General features: G+C 38.9%; 18 protein-coding genes. 4 read left to right on the top strand and 14 right to left on the bottom strand.

What is annotated here, in order from left to right; all coding sequences use genetic code 11:
- Window positions 1-26: 26 nt before the first annotated feature.
- The 5 genes from BLQ87_RS02885 to BLQ87_RS02865 form a co-directional block, all read right to left on the bottom strand.
- On the bottom strand, window positions 27-1103 hold the full coding sequence (locus BLQ87_RS02885) for a sugar transferase (protein ID WP_074604610.1): 1077 nt from the start codon (window positions 1101-1103) through the stop codon (window positions 27-29).
- On the bottom strand, window positions 1103-1606 hold the full coding sequence (locus tag BLQ87_RS02880; RefSeq protein ID WP_245723784.1) for a response regulator: 504 nt from the start codon (window positions 1604-1606) through the stop codon (window positions 1103-1105). Before BLQ87_RS02880 ends, BLQ87_RS02885 begins: the two co-directional genes overlap by 1 nt.
- A gap of 90 nt (window positions 1607-1696) precedes the next feature.
- Window positions 1697-2068, bottom strand: coding sequence for a hypothetical protein (locus tag BLQ87_RS02875; protein WP_074604609.1), 372 nt, complete (start codon window positions 2066-2068; stop codon window positions 1697-1699).
- 378 nt (window positions 2069-2446) lie between these two features.
- Window positions 2447-2923, bottom strand: coding sequence for a YMGG-like glycine zipper-containing protein (locus tag BLQ87_RS02870; RefSeq protein ID WP_074604608.1), 477 nt, complete (start codon window positions 2921-2923; stop codon window positions 2447-2449).
- Window positions 2924-2976: 53 nt separating this feature from the next.
- On the bottom strand, window positions 2977-3216 hold the full coding sequence (locus tag BLQ87_RS02865) for a hypothetical protein (protein WP_074604607.1): 240 nt from the start codon (window positions 3214-3216) through the stop codon (window positions 2977-2979).
- Between the two features lie 175 nt (window positions 3217-3391).
- On the opposite strand from BLQ87_RS02865, the gene BLQ87_RS02860 reads away from it, so the two are divergent.
- From BLQ87_RS02860 to BLQ87_RS02845, 4 genes are all read left to right on the top strand, one after another.
- Entirely contained in the window at window positions 3392-3598 is a 207-nt protein-coding gene (locus BLQ87_RS02860; RefSeq protein ID WP_062548063.1) for a cold-shock protein, read from the top strand.
- A gap of 83 nt (window positions 3599-3681) precedes the next feature.
- Window positions 3682-4533, top strand: coding sequence for an SDR family oxidoreductase (locus tag BLQ87_RS02855; RefSeq protein WP_074604606.1), 852 nt, complete (start codon window positions 3682-3684; stop codon window positions 4531-4533).
- Window positions 4534-4571: 38 nt separating this feature from the next.
- On the top strand, window positions 4572-5969 hold the full coding sequence (locus tag BLQ87_RS02850) for an MBL fold metallo-hydrolase (RefSeq protein ID WP_074604605.1): 1398 nt from the start codon (window positions 4572-4574) through the stop codon (window positions 5967-5969).
- A gap of 250 nt (window positions 5970-6219) precedes the next feature.
- On the top strand, window positions 6220-7572 hold the full coding sequence (locus BLQ87_RS02845) for an OmpA family protein (RefSeq protein ID WP_074604923.1): 1353 nt from the start codon (window positions 6220-6222) through the stop codon (window positions 7570-7572).
- A gap of 54 nt (window positions 7573-7626) precedes the next feature.
- Here BLQ87_RS02845 and BLQ87_RS02840 read toward each other — a convergent pair whose 3' ends face one another.
- The 9 genes from BLQ87_RS02840 to BLQ87_RS02800 all read right to left on the bottom strand — a co-directional run bounded on the left by BLQ87_RS02840 (window position 7627) and on the right by BLQ87_RS02800 (window position 14707).
- Window positions 7627-7989: a hypothetical protein gene (locus BLQ87_RS02840; RefSeq protein WP_074604604.1), complete on the bottom strand. Its 363-nt coding sequence runs from the start codon at window positions 7987-7989 to the stop codon at window positions 7627-7629.
- A 164-nt stretch (window positions 7990-8153) separates the two neighbouring features.
- Window positions 8154-9158 carry a TerC/Alx family metal homeostasis membrane protein gene (locus BLQ87_RS02835; protein WP_074604603.1) on the bottom strand — a complete coding sequence of 335 codons (1005 nt, stop codon included), beginning with the start codon at window positions 9156-9158 and terminating at the stop codon, window positions 8154-8156.
- A 45-nt stretch (window positions 9159-9203) separates the two neighbouring features.
- Window positions 9204-10166, bottom strand: coding sequence for a hypothetical protein (locus BLQ87_RS02830; protein ID WP_074604602.1), 963 nt, complete (start codon window positions 10164-10166; stop codon window positions 9204-9206).
- 9 nt (window positions 10167-10175) lie between these two features.
- Complete coding sequence (locus tag BLQ87_RS02825; RefSeq protein WP_074604601.1) at window positions 10176-11273, bottom strand: toxic anion resistance protein; 1098 nt, start codon at window positions 11271-11273, stop codon at window positions 10176-10178.
- Window positions 11274-11305: 32 nt separating this feature from the next.
- The gene (locus tag BLQ87_RS02820; protein ID WP_074604600.1) at window positions 11306-11920 is read right to left on the bottom strand and encodes a TerD family protein; all 615 of its coding nucleotides are present in this window, start codon (window positions 11918-11920) and stop codon (window positions 11306-11308) included.
- A gap of 6 nt (window positions 11921-11926) precedes the next feature.
- Window positions 11927-12481 carry a TerD family protein gene (locus BLQ87_RS02815; protein WP_074604599.1) on the bottom strand — a complete coding sequence of 185 codons (555 nt, stop codon included), beginning with the start codon at window positions 12479-12481 and terminating at the stop codon, window positions 11927-11929.
- A 1-nt stretch (window position 12482) separates the two neighbouring features.
- Window positions 12483-13319 carry a phosphoribosyltransferase family protein gene (locus tag BLQ87_RS02810; RefSeq protein ID WP_074604598.1) on the bottom strand — a complete coding sequence of 279 codons (837 nt, stop codon included), beginning with the start codon at window positions 13317-13319 and terminating at the stop codon, window positions 12483-12485.
- Window positions 13316-14011: an HAD family hydrolase gene (locus BLQ87_RS02805; RefSeq protein ID WP_074604597.1), complete on the bottom strand. Its 696-nt coding sequence runs from the start codon at window positions 14009-14011 to the stop codon at window positions 13316-13318. Before BLQ87_RS02805 ends, BLQ87_RS02810 begins: the two co-directional genes overlap by 4 nt.
- A gap of 129 nt (window positions 14012-14140) precedes the next feature.
- Window positions 14141-14707 (bottom strand): helix-turn-helix domain-containing protein, encoded by a 567-nt coding sequence (locus BLQ87_RS02800; RefSeq protein WP_074604596.1) that lies wholly within the window; start codon window positions 14705-14707, stop codon window positions 14141-14143.
- Window positions 14708-14860: the final 153 nt, after the last annotated feature.

Genomic DNA, 14860 nt, shown 5'->3' with positions numbered 1-14860 from the left:
TTATGTTTATAGTTCTTCTAAATAGACTATACTTTTTCCTTCTGGATTAAAGCGGGTATTGTTTTCAAGATTATTTTCAAGTCCAACAAAATTGAATAATTATCAGCATAGAAATTATCCAGTTCCTTACGTTCACGTTCAGACATATCTTTTTGGCCTCTTTTACTAATTTGCCATAAGCCGGTTAAACCAGCCGGACCAAGAAAGCGGGTGGACCATTCATTGGTTGTCAATTGCTCCGCCTCATATAAGGGCAAAGGTCTGTTTCCAACCAACGACATATCACCAATAAACACATTGATCAACTGTGGAAGCTCGTCAATACTCGTCTTTCTTAAAAATCCACCCAGTTTGGTGATTCTTGGATCATCTTTAAATTTAACGAATGCAGATTTACCTGTTTTATTCTCGTCATTATTGGCATATTGATTCAGGTCAGCCATATCTTTCAGCATCTTATCCGCATCACTTCGCATAGATCTGAATTTGTAGAAATCAAATATTTTATAACCTGCTCCTACCCTTTTACTCTTGTAAATGACCTTTCCTTTAGATTCTAACCTGATGAGAATGGCCACAATAACAAAAAGAGGCATTAAAAAAAGTAACGCAAACCCGGAGGCGATCAGATCGAATGCACGTTTAGTCCATGGCAACTGATATTCTACGTCGGTTTTCTGCGCTAATTCCATCAATTTAGGTTTGATCAACTTAAATTTAACTAAAAAATTAAGTCTTTCACAGAAATCTTCCAGAGGAAAAGGATAAGTATAATAATCATTAACCTTCAATTCCAAAGCTTTCTTTCTCCAGTTCCGGTCTTCTTTAATGCCCAAGAGCACAATAATAAGCCCCTGTAATAAAGGGTTCTTCTTTATTTCTTTGATCTGATCAAAGCAATTTTTATTGTCATCCACTTCGATTAAAATAATATCCGGTAAAGTCAATAAAGATTGTTGATCAAGATACCGCTTAAAGTCCTGAGGATCATCCAGATGGTCCACATTGGCATCAAATTCCTCCGCGATGACCCCTTTAAGGAGTTTTCCAAAATGCACGATTTTGGCATTTATTTGAGGGCGGTTAATTGTAGAGGTTGTCATTATGCTATGAGTTGAGCAATTTGAGATTTTAAAACTGCGGGGTTAAAAGGTTTCTCGAGGTAACTATCTATTTTAAAAGGCATCTGTTTTACTTTATCAGCCAGATCCTCTGCACCAGACAATAAGATCACGGGTGTATTTCTGTAAAAGCCACTTAATTTTAGGTTTCTGATCAGGGTACTGCCGTCAAAATAAGGCATCATCAAATCAGAGATGATGAGATCCGGGTCGTTCCCTTCCTCTAACCATGCAATAGCCTCAATTCCACTCTTCTTTATGATCAGATCATAGTCTGAGGCCAGAATAAAACTCAACAACTTAAGAATACTTAGCTCATCATCTACGATCAGTATACTTTTTTTATGATCCGGTTTACTTTCCATGTATTCTTTAGTATGTTTCTTTCCTGCCCCCCAGGATAAAAATTTATCCAAATAGTGAGAATGTGCTATTTCAGGATCCTCAGTGGTCATTGTTCCGTTAACGATTCTATCTGTAAACATAATACTTTTTTCTAGTTAAACCTCCAATTAAGCTTTGTCCATTCTAAATTATAAACAAAGAATTTCTCTTAAATATTCCCTGGTATTGATTTATTTGACGTTGATCATAAAAGTCTGCTTACGAACTTCGCCCTCAGACCATGTATTCAATTCATTAGAGACTACCCTGCCAAAAGAATCTATGACCAATAACCTGATCTTCTGATTCGCCTTCGATACCACTTCAGTCTTCAGGTCAAAATCACCTGAATAGAAAAAAGCAATGTCATTACTTCCCTTACCAATCTCTACATTGTACGCTTTACTATAAACCTGATAATTTATCTCACAATTATTACATTCCACTCTTAAAAGCCCTTCCCGTTTAAGGATCACATTGGACAGGTTGTCCAGTGAAGTATCCTTTTTACAGCTGCTTAAAAACACAAGAATAAAAAGCAATAATGTGTACTGAATTTTCATTTTAGGTCGTAGTTACGAATTGATAAAGGAAAAAACCAAGCCAATACACCGTCAACCGAAAATAATAGGTCAAATTTGGATACTAAACCACCTGAATAGGCATTCTAATAGGGTTTTCCCCAATTTCATTAATTTTAATTTTTCTCAATTGCTTTTTATTTCAAGTGGTTTATTTTCCCAAAACCTGCCCCACTGTGGGCAATTTTCTACAATTTTAAAAAACGGGAATCGTACCAATTTCTTCACCTGCAAGCCAACGAAACCAATTCATCGCAAAAAAAGAGTGGTAAATTTCCAATTCCATAAAAAATGCCAGATAAAAAATCCTTAAATAGAATCTTTTATCTGGCATTTTGTAAAAAACGCTGATTTTATATATTAATTCTTAGGCTGTACCCTTCCAGATTTTCTGTCCTGCGCCCTACCGATCACATAACCGGTACCTGCACCTACAACTCCACCAATGATGGCACCTCTACCGTCTTTTTTGTCGATAAGAATCCCACCCAAAGCACCTGCCCCAGCGCCGATAACGGCACCTTTAGCAGCCTGACTCCAGCCTTTCTTCTTTGCAGGAGCAGGAGCCTCATTGACAGCAGTATTTCTATTGCTTCTTTCTGCTGCCTCATTCCGTTCGGCAAGCAAAAGCGTTCTTTTTTCCTCTTTAGCTTTTTCTTCTTTAACTATGGCCAATCTTTCTTTTTCCCGGGCATCGGCTCTTTTAAAACTATCCAATTTCAGGCTATCTTTTACTGCAACAATTGCTTGTTGTCTGATCATCGCCTCCTGCTTGGCATTGTTTGAACATGCGGATAAAACTATCGCCAACGCCGCTACTGAAAATATCTTTTTCATAACTATAGTATTTAGATTAATGCAGGTATACTGTAAAAATGATGCCAAAATCATTATTTATCCATCAATGGAGAATAACCAGACCGCTCATTTGTGTCATGATCATCGTCTTCTCCGTCTGGATTCCCTGAAACACGGTCATTATCGGTATCCAAATGACTATAAAAAGAAAAGCTTTCTGAAGACTGGTCAGCATCCAGCCCCAGGTTATCCGGCTCATCATAAGTCCTCTTTTTAGGTCTGTCATCATTTGCAATCGGTGCTGTTTCTTCAGGATTTGTCTCTTTATTCATTTTGTCAGTTTTATATTTCCTAAGGTAGTCCCTTCTTTATACCTTAACAATCTTCGTTTAAATAGGTTTTAACAACATTAAACACCAAAATTTTAATTTACACTCCCCCGTATTTAAAGATTTTGATATTAATATTCTATTCATTATTTTCACATCGAAATATATATATAATAATATGCGTACAACAGGAAAAGTTAAATGGTTTAATTCTGCAAAAGGATTTGGATTTATAACTCCAGAAGATGGAGGAAAAGATATTTTCGTACATTTTTCTGCGATTGCAGGAGATTCATTCAGAGAGTTGAATGAAGGAGACAGCGTAGAATTCGAATTGAATGAAGGAAAAAAAGGTCCTGAAGCATCAAACGTAACAGTTCTTTAGTCTTAATTCATTTCATAAAAGAGGGGTTTGCTTAGGCATCACCCCTTTTTTTATTTGCTCCTCCGCCCATAAATAGCCGAAAAATGATCAACACTCCCCCTTCTGCCTCTGTAAAACAAACCATCAGTATTCTTGGCTGTGGCTGGTATGGCCTCGAGCTCGCCAAAAACCTGATCACCTCCGGATATTCAGTAAAAGGCTCCAGCACCACAGCCGAAAAATTACCAGCCCTTTCTGACCTGGGAATTCAACCCTACCTGGTTGCCTTTCAGGAAGACGCGGAACATTATGACCCTGCTTTCTTCGATACAGATCTCCTCCTCATCAGCATCCCGCCAAAGCGGAGCAGCGGAGAACAGCATGCTTTCCATAGAAAAATAGCTGGCATTACCGAAGCAGCTCAAAAACATAAGGTAAAACACGTGATATTGATCAGTTCCACAGCAGTATATGGAGATCATAACCTCGAAATCACAGAACTAACTACACCAAAACCAGACACCGCATCTGGCATCGCAATGCTGGAAGCCGAAAAACTATTAATCGCTCAAAATGCTTTCAGCACAACTGTCCTCCGTTTTGGAGGTCTGATCGGACCTGGCAGAAACCCCGGAAGATTCTTCGCCGGAAAACAGGATGTTCCCAACGGAAAGGCACCTGTTAATCTCGTGCACCTTACAGATTGCATAAATTTCAGCCTATCGCTGATCAAAAGTGAAGCATTCGGACATATATATAATGTATGCTCAACAGACCATCCCAGCAGACAGGACTTTTATACTAAAGCGGCTGAAGTTTCCGGCCTCCCTATCCCCGGCTTTGTGAATGAACTGCTGCAATGGAAGCGTGTTTCAACGATACATATTGCCCCAAACTTCCATTATCAATATCTGATCAGTAATTTTTCAACCTGGATGGATACGGATAAATTATAAAAAATGATAACTTGGCTCCAATAAGGAAGACCATAAATATGAAATTGACCATTTGGGGAGCAGCGAGACAGGTAACAGGGAGTATGCATTTGCTGCAATTAGAGGATTATAATATATTGGTCGACTGTGGTCTGGATTATGAGAAAGATACCTACCAGGAAGAAAATCAGTACTTTCCTTTTGACCCCGGCAGTATAGATGTAGTCATCCTCACCCATGCACACATTGACCATTCCGGCAATTTACCTACTTTAATCAGAATGGGTTTTGAAGGACAAATCCTTTGCACCCCTCCCACTGCAGACTTAACGGAATTGTTGTTATTGGATTCTGTTAATATCTTCCTCAGCAAACAAAACAAATCTAAACCTAAAGGGCGTCGCGGAAGAGGCGCCAGCGCTGGCCCGCAGCCATTATATCTGCAAAAGCATGTGATGGATACTGTAGAACGATTTGTCACCATCGGCTTCCATAGAGATTTTCGTTTAAACGGCAACGTATCTATAACCTTCATCCCTGTTGGACACCTATTGGGTGCAGCTGCCGTAGTCCTGACGGTACAGGATCAGGGCCAGGAAAAGAAAATCGCTTTTACGGGAGATATCGGTAGAAACAATTACCCGGTATTGGTAAATCCTGAACCCATTCCCCAGGTAGATTACCTGATTTCAGAATCGACCTATGGCGGAAGGCTCCATAGCACAGAGATCAGCCTGGAACAGAAACTAATAGAAACCATCAATGAATCGTGTATAAAATTTCCCGGCCGACTGATTATTCCGGCTTTTAGCATTGGCAGGACTCAATCTCTGGTTTACACTTTGAATCAAATTTTCAGTAAGGGCTTATTGCCTCCTGTTAAAATTTTCGTAGACAGTCCACTCGCAGAATTTGCAACCGACATCTACCGCAGGCATCATGACCTGATCAATGATGATGCAAAAGAATTCTATAGACAGAAAGGTGATCAGTTTGAATTCGAAGAACTCTCTTACGTACATGATAAAAGAGAAAGTTTATCTATTTCAAATTACCATGAGCCTTGTATCATCATTTCTTCTGCCGGAATGCTGGAAGGTGGAAGGATACAAGATCACCTTTATTATAACATACAAAATTATTATTGCACGATATTATTTATAGGTTATTGTGCAAAGGGAACACTAGGTAATCGATTATTGCGCGGAGATCCTATCGTCAGACTCAGAAACCGCGATTTGATGGTATATGCAACCATCCAGCAAACAGACCTTTTGAGCGGCCATGGAGATCACAATGACCTCGTCAATATGGTAAAACACCAGAACATTGCGCAATTAAAACGCGTATTTCTCGTTCATGGTGAAGACAAGAGCACACAAAGCCTATCTGATGCCCTTAGCGAAATTGGCTACCAGGTCAGCATTCCGGAAAAGGGAGAAGTCTTTGAATTGTAAATTCGAAAGGGTTCTTCTGACATCTATTTTCTTTCCCAAAAGTTAGAATTGTAGCAAATACTAGACAGAAAAACAGGCTGTTTATCAAAAAGGATATATTTTCTAAATTTTTCTTAATCTGCATTAACCAACTGATTATTAGGTTATTCTAATTCATTTTTTAATCAAGGTCGCCTTTGGCAGGATTATTACAAGGAGGTTAGCAATTCAGCAGAATAGCTGGATGCACATCTATCTAATTGAAAAGAAAATGAAATCTAACATTACAAAAGCCGCAATGGTAGTTGCCCTATTGGGAGTATCATCGCAATTATTCGCTCAAGATACGGCGCCTGAAACTACAGGTCGCTTTGGAAAAAAAGAATTCCGTACCTGGTCAATCGGTGGCCATGCAGGTGTGTTGAGTTCTAACACGATCTTCAACGGTAACAGCCGCGATTATCAGGCTGCTCAGGAATCTTTGGGTTACGGTGGTTATATCAAAAAACAAATTTTACCTGCTTTAGGTTTACAAGCTGATTTCTTAGCTGGTAAAGTAAAAGGATTAAGAGGTTTTGCCGGTAATGATCCTTTAACCGCTGCACCACTTTACACAGCCAACTCAAGTTTTGAAACAAAATTAGAATGGTCAGCAGCTTTAACGGCTGTTTATAATCTGGCTAATATCAGCATCAACAGAGAGAATGCAGTTTTGATTCCTTATGTAAAAGCTGGTGCTGGGTACATGTCATCAGGTGCTGATGTAACTACAGGAAGTGTAGTTGATAAACAATCATACAGAGAAGGATATTTTATTCCTGTAGGTGCTGGTTTCAAACTAGGTATCGCTAAAGGAATTAACTTAGACTTCGGTTACGATGTAAACTTTGTTAAAACCGGTAAATTTGATGGTAATACACTTAACGGCAAATTCGATAAATTCTCTTACGGTCACGCAGGTTTAGAATTTGCTTTGGGTAGCAAAGAAAAACCACAGTTACAAAACTACAGCTCGTTGGCTAACTTACGTAACCAAAGTGCAGAAGAAAGTGCTGAATTAAGAAGAGCTTTATCTACAGCAGAACAAAATGCTAAAAGAGATAAAGAAGCAATGGAAGCTAAATATGCACAGGAAATGGGCGATGATGATGGTGATGGTGTAGCTAACAAGTTTGACAAATGCCCAGGTACGCCTTCAGGAACTATCGTTGATGGTGCAGGATGTACATTAAAAGCGGCTCCAGCAATTATCAGAGAAAAAATCATCGTTACTGAAGCTGACAAAAAAGTAGTGAACGAAGCGATCAAAGATTTGGAATTTGATTTAGGAAAAGCAACTATCCGCGCTAAATCATTCCCTACCTTAAACCGTGTTGCTGCGCTATTAGTAGAGAAAAACTTCAGCTTAAAATTAGCTGGTCACACAGATAACACTGGTTCAATGGCTTTAAACTTACGTCTATCGAAAGACAGAGCGGAATCAATCAAAGCTTATTTAGTATCACAAGGTGCAAATGCTTCACGTATCGAAGCTACAGGTTACGGACCTAATCAACCAATTGCAAGCAACAAAACTGCTGCTGGTCGTCAGAAAAACCGTAGAGTTGAGTTTAGTTTGTTCTAGTTTAATCAATTAATAATGAAAGGCCGGCAAGAAATTGCTGGCTTTTTTTATGCCCTACAAAGAATCTGGATCCCGCTCCGGCAGATCAATCCCCTTTACCGCTATTCCATTTCCTTCACTAAGCAAAGAGATCCGGAGCTGCATGCTTTCTGAATCCACCTGATCGATGGCACTACACACGCTATATTCTTCTACTATATAATTTGCCTGAACACAATACTCATTCGCACCCAGTTCCTCCAGACTCTCCTCTTCGAAGCTTAGCCTCCTTACCTTTTCTCTCGAATGATAGCCCTGAAGCATGAACTCCAGCTTTTCCCTTCCCGCAGCTAAGGCATGGAGCAGTGCAACGTTCCTGTTTGTTGCCAATAGGGATTTACTTTCATCAGTAAGACTAAGAATAACGGAATGTTGCATGAGAAATAAATTTGCTAAAACTAAGTTTAAAAAACAGCATTACAAAGAAGCTGGAAGCACCTGATTAAATCTCAGATTGTCAGGCACTAAAACAGATAGCCTTCGCAAAAAAGGCCTGAACAGCATACGCTTGTTCAGGCCTTTTCGGCGTCAAACCACTAAAATTACTTTGGTTCTTTAATGGCTTCTTTCTCTTTAGGAACGAAAATCAATGAAGCAATCACTGATAAGATCAGCACCCCTCCTACTATAGATAAAGATAGTGGAGAAGAGATGTGATAAACCGGTGCGATCACCATTTTCACCCCAATAAATGCCAGGATAATTGCCAATCCGTATTTCAATAAGCTGAACATGTGGATGAAATTGGCCAAAAGGAAATATAAAGCCCTTAAACCCAAAATGGCAAAAATATTGGAAGTATATAAAATCAGCGGATCATCCGGCGCAATCGCGAAAATAGCAGGGATGGAATCTACCGCAAAAATTAAATCCGTGAACTCAATTACTGCTACTACAACCAATAATGGCGTAGCGACCTTAATACCATTCTCCACTGTAAAGAATTTAGCACCGTCAAACTCTTTACTTACTTTGAAGAATTTATAAACCAGACGCGCACCTGCACTTTGGCTAAAATCTTTTTCCTCATCATCGTCATCACTTGCAACCCATGATTTGATACCCGCATAGATCAGGAACACCCCGAAAACAGACAAGATGACGTTAATCTTCACCAGATGTCCAAAGACCATCATTTCAGGAAGATAAGTCAGGTTTATCAATCCTACACCAGCAAAGATGAAAATTGCGCGGAACAACAAGGCACCGATAATTCCCCAGAAAAGCACCTTATGGTGCAGTTCCTTCGGTACTTTAAAGAACCCAAAAACCAGAATAAACACAAAGAGATTATCTACTGATAAAGCCTTTTCAATCCAGTAAGCCGATTGAAACTGGGTGAATTTTTCAAATCCGGAGGTCGCATAAATTACGCCACTAAAAGCCATGGACAGGGTGATCCATACAATAGACCATATTGCCGCCTCTTTACTTGATACCGCATGCACCTTCTTATTAAAAACACCCAAATCCAACAGCAACATCACGAGGATCAGCACTGCGAACCCGATGAGTACACCGGGATGATTAATCAAATTATTATCCATTTTTTACTTTATAGTTTTAATTTACTTGTATTTGCTTTAAAAATGCTAAAAAAGATCGGTTTTAAGCATTGCTTTTAAAATATTTGCCTGCACATCGAAGTTATTCAGATGGTCCAGGAAATTGATGTCCGATATTTTCAGGTAGTTTTCCTCTAAAAGGTCAATAATTTCTTTAGGAATATAGGATTTCAGCGCCGCAGCACTGCTCTCCAGCTTATCGTTCTTATAGGAAAGCTCCTGAATGATCTTTTCCTTTTCGGAAAGGTTTGTGGTCCAGTCTACGTCCTTCAGCACATTCAAATCGCAAAACAGGAACAGGTTCCTGCTGGGAAAGAAAAGGAAATGGCGGTCTGTATCCAAAAACTTATACACCTCAATAATCAGCTGTCCCGACTTTAATCCATAAAAAAACTCTGTTTTAAAATCATACTTACACAACATCCCCATCAGTTTCTTTTGAATGCTGGCATTCACATCCAGATACATGTCCTTAGGATCGAAATCAATCAGCTGACTCAGCTGATCCGGACTGATGTGGTAAAAGAAATCTTTAGCATACCTGGAGCTAAAGGAATTGATATTCTTTGAAAAGGGAAATTCCGTACTCAGTTCAGATAACACCTGAAACAACTTTCTTAAAGATAAATTGATCTTCAAGGCTTGTTTCTGCTTATCCAGGTTAAAATTCTTATCGGTAAATACTGTATTGTTCATCCGCTCCATCAATTCCTCATTCAGGTGAATTTCATCGTAAAGCAGACTTACATTCTTTTCATTGTTTTTCTTGATTTTTCTGAGCAGCTCAATGACACTGGAGGTAAACTGAACATGAAACAGCTCGAGCTTATCAATATCCAGGTCTTCATTGTTTTCAAACAACTGATGGATCACCTGACTGCGCAAGTATATTTTATACACGGATTCCTCCTCAAAGAACACAGAGAGCAGCTGTAAACGGCTGATCTCTGTGCGGGATTCCTTTAAAATATAAACACGGCGTTCATCCATTGATTAGTTTTAATTAACGCGGGTAACGTTTTTCTTCAGTTCTGCTTCCAGGGTTTTCAATTCCCCATCCAGCACCCTTCTGCTTTGGTTACCTTCTTCATGAATTTTCTTCACCTCATTTAAAGTTTCGATCAACGAATTGGTCGTCATTTTTAAGGTTTCAAGAGATACCACGGTTTTCTCATTTTCCTTAGCTACATCGATGCTGTTTTGTTTCAGCATTTCCGCGTTTTTCTGTAAAATGGTATTGGTCGTATCTGATATTTTTTTCTGCATTTCCACATTGGCTTTTTGCCTTTGCAGTGCTACAGCAATCGTCAATTGGTTTTTCCATACCGGGATCGTAGTAGACACAATCGACTGTGCTTTTTCAGCAATAGAGGTATTGTTGTTCTGTACTACCCTGATTTGTGCCAGCGACTGCAACATGATAAAGCGAACAATTTTCATGTCTGCCAGTCTCTTATCCAGTCGGCTGAGGAAATCTCTTAAATCCGCAATCTCATAATCCTGATAATCTGCAGGTCTGCCTTCCATCTCCGCCAGCTTTACATTCAAATCGTTGTATTTAAGCTGTCCTGAAATGATCAGTTCCTCCATTTGATGGATATACGTTACATTGCTGTCAAACATTGTCTGAAGCGAGCTGTTGTCCTTAATAGAGTTCAAACGGCCTGCCTTGATCTTATTGGTGATCTTGTCAATGTTATTCACCACGACATCATACTTCTGGAAGAGCTTTTTAACGTCTACCACCAGGTTTTTCAGAAATGGTATTTTTGAAATAAAAGATTTAAAACCACCTTGTTCCAATTCAGAAACATCGATATAATTCAGTTCCGTCAGCAATTCGTTGATTAAGCCACCAACTTCACCACTGTTATAGGTCCGTACAGATGATAAAAAATCGTTACTGTATTTCTCCATAGAGTTCTGTGCCTCCACCCCGTAATTCAGGATAGAGTTCACATCCGAAGGCTCCAACGACTTGTTCAGTTCGTTGTATTTTCTGCTCTCTTCAGGGGTAATCGTGGTTAAATCAACATTTCCGTCCTTATCCAGTTTTACCGGCGTAAGGTTTTGGGTATTACTTGGGTTTGTTTCCATAATTTAATAAAATGATCATCAACCTTTAGAGCCTATAAATAGCTTTGTGTTACGGTATTTACCGTTTCTTCTAATTTTTTATCTTTTGTAGGTTCTCCGATCGCATTGAATTTCCATTCTCCGTTTTTCTTATAGAAGACACCCATCACCATAGAAACATGGCCGGCAAAGTTAGAACCATTTGCAATGTCGTAAGTTGCAAACACTTCATTCACACGCTTAGGTGTTCCTTCATAAATGCGGATCGAAGCAAATGGAATTGTTCCGAAATCATGACCTCTGAAACTATTCAATACGAAAGCCACATAGTTAACGGCAGGATTAAGCTGAGTAAAATCTAAAGTGATCACCTCATTATCCAAACCATCATCACCGCCCATATCACCGGTTAAATCATCGCCGCTGTGTTTTACTGCACCGTCTTTAGATTTTAAACTGCCAAAATAAACCACATCCAGCAATTGTTTGCTTTCACTGAATAAGGCACAGCTTCCATCTAAATCTACTGCTTCTTTAGTTTTACCAAAACCAAACATGCCTTTTTTCTCAATGGCACCCCAGTTGATTCCTACACAAATATTTTGAAGTTTACTTCCGTTGCTTTTTTCAAGACTGATACGTTGTCCTTTTTGAAGATTGATTGCCATAATTTCTTATTGATATTTGTTTAAATAATCTTGTAAACCACCTTTCATTCCCATTCCTACCGCTTCGAATTTCCATTTGTCTTCACGTTTGTAAATTCTTCCGAATTCAACAGCCGTTTCGATAGAGAAATCTTCTTCCAGCTCATACTTTAAGATCACTTCATTGCTGGAAGCATCAAAAATACGTACAAAAGAGTTTCTTACCTGCCCAAAATTCTGTCTTCTGGCTTCTGCATCATGAATCGTTACCACGATACAAATTTCCGCAACTTTTGGATCTATATTGGTCAGGTCAATTTTGATTTGCTCATCATCGCCATCACCATCTCCCGTCAGGTTATCGCCCGAATGCTCTACCGCTCCGTCAGGTGATTTCAGGTTGTTGTAAAATACAAGGTGCTGATCTGACACTAATTTTTTCTGATCATCTAATATAAAAATAGAAGCATCTAAATCGAATGCGGTTCCCGTAGAAGAGCTATTGGTATCCCAGCCCAGACCGATTGAAAATTTAGGGGCATTAATGTTTTCTCTTTGCCCTTTTTGCAAGTTAATCGCCATATTAAATCAATTTATAATTGTTATTATGTATGTAGTTCTTTAAGTAATTCAAATTTTCCGAATAGGATTCTATCGTATGGTAGCTGTTGCCCAAAGACAGGTCGTACAGATTATTGATAAAATCTGTGCTCTGGCGCTCCAAAAAGATAGAGAAACTATTAAAATCGCAATTTAGGATATATTTAACAATCCGCGTATTTATACAAAAATTTCCTCCCTGAATAATTTCTTCCAGGTCAAAAATAGATTTCACCTGATGGTAGTTCAAATGATTTTCTATGTTGGGATGAATGTCTTTGTTGATCAGTTCAGCATAGTAAAGCATGTGAATATCGTTCTTCAGGCCGTATTCCTTGACCATTTTCAGGATCATGCGCTCATGACTGCCGGTAATTTTTATATCGTCCAGAAAAAGCAGTGTTTTACCTTCCAGAAAGTCCTTATCAATATGAAAGGAGTCATTTCCAATAAGGTTCATCCGCTCTTCTGCGCTGAGGCCTCCATAATCTTCTTTATACGTGATCGTCCGGTGGACTTTTGCTTCCTGAACAGCCAGTCCGCCGTGCTCTACCAACCATCTGTTCAACTGCGAAACGAAATAATTTTTCATCGCAAAAGTTGCCGTTGGAATAAAACAATAAGGGCTGGAAATGACCACAATCTGTCCCGTAATAAAATTTTCGGTCAGGTAATACCGGATAAATCCATCCGCAAGGTCTTTACCAAATGACCTGGCCACCTGTTCATCACCGAACTTAAACCGGCTGTAATCATCGGCCTCAAACCCAAAATGATCCGTATTGTGGATTTTATGTAAAGAATAGGTGTATGGTATCATGAAAGTAAGTGTGAAATGGACAGATGGTTTGAATTGATGAGTAAGCTGTTGATGCCAATGGCTTCAGCCCCTCTGACATCCGCAATTGGGTTATCTCCAATATGGATGATTTGTTTCAGTTCTATTTGTGGGTGTTTTTTCTGATCAATTGTATCCAGCATCAGCTGAAAAAATTCGCGGTTCGGTTTGGACAGACGGAATTCATCCGAATACAACTGAAAATCTAACAGGCTATCCAATTCTAAATGCTTTAATACTTTTCTTAATGTTTTTCCCTTAATAAATCCGGTATTGCTTAAAATACTTACCGTACTTAAACCAGATTCCCTTAACTGACTTAACACGTCAATACATTCTGAACAATATAACAGGGGCATATGTTTTAATAATAATGCTTCCATCTCTAAATATAATCCCTCGACATCGATGTCCTGGAAAGCAGTAGAGTAACCATTAATGATGCTGATCACCATCAGGTACATCTCATCCGCGTCGATATTCTTTCCGGTTTTTTCGTTGATGGCATTCACCATCAGGTCTACCTGCCTGAAAACCAAAGCAACTTCTTCTATTGTTTTTTTTGTGGCATTAAAATTCGCATGAAAGTATTTCGTTCTTTCAATTTTAAAGGCTGGATCTGACTTGATTAAAGTTAACCAAAGATCAAAGGAATAGTGTTTATAAAAAGGCATCTTCAAGGGGATATTTTCCAGTCTGATTTATTTAGGACTATAATGTTACAAATTTTAGGCTGTAGTCCGAAATTAAATTTACCAAGCTGAGAATAAACACAGGTTGGCATTCCGGCATTTCAGCGCCCTTTATTTGACTTTATCCAGTGGATTTCTGCGGGTTGAGCCGGATTTTTTATACTTACTGGGTGTAAGTCCGGTAAGGGTTTTAAATTGAGCTGATAAATGGGCACTACTGCTGTATCCCATCTTATACGAAATCTCGTTCAGGTTCAGTTCTCCGTATTCCAGGAGCTCTTTTACTTTTTCAATTTTCTGTTGAATGATATATTTCTCAATGGTAATCCCTTCTACATCGGAAAACAAACGGCTTAGATAAGCATAGTCCTTGTCCAGGCGATCGGCAATCAAATGCATCAGGCTTTCGTTGATCTCATTAAGGTCAGAATAATGAACCAGTTCAATCACCTTATTTTTAATCTGCTCCACCAGCTGATCTTTTTCTTTATCGATCAGTTCAAAACCAAGAATTTGAAAAGCAGAAGCGATGTCCTGGAGCTGGTGTGCATCAGGTTCAGGAGAAACGTCTACCTTTCCCAGCGTAATGTCTTTCACTTCAAAATGGAGGTGTTCCAACTGCTGGCGAACGATCATTACACAACGATCGCAAACCATATTTTTAACATATAACGTCATATTCCCAGGTTCTCTTCAATTAAAAATAACAATTCAAACTACAAAAATAATACCTTTTGCTCCTGCCCAACTTATATAATCCTGCGTAAAAGTTATATAATTAGAAGAATGTCGATTTGATGTTATCTTTTTACTTTGAAACCAGAATCCGCG

It is taken from the genome of Pedobacter steynii, from assembly GCF_900103665.1.
GTDB lineage: Bacteria > Bacteroidota > Bacteroidia > Sphingobacteriales > Sphingobacteriaceae > Pedobacter > Pedobacter steynii.
Note: the sequence above shows the minus strand (reverse complement) of the source record. Positions and strands in the feature narration are given on the sequence as shown.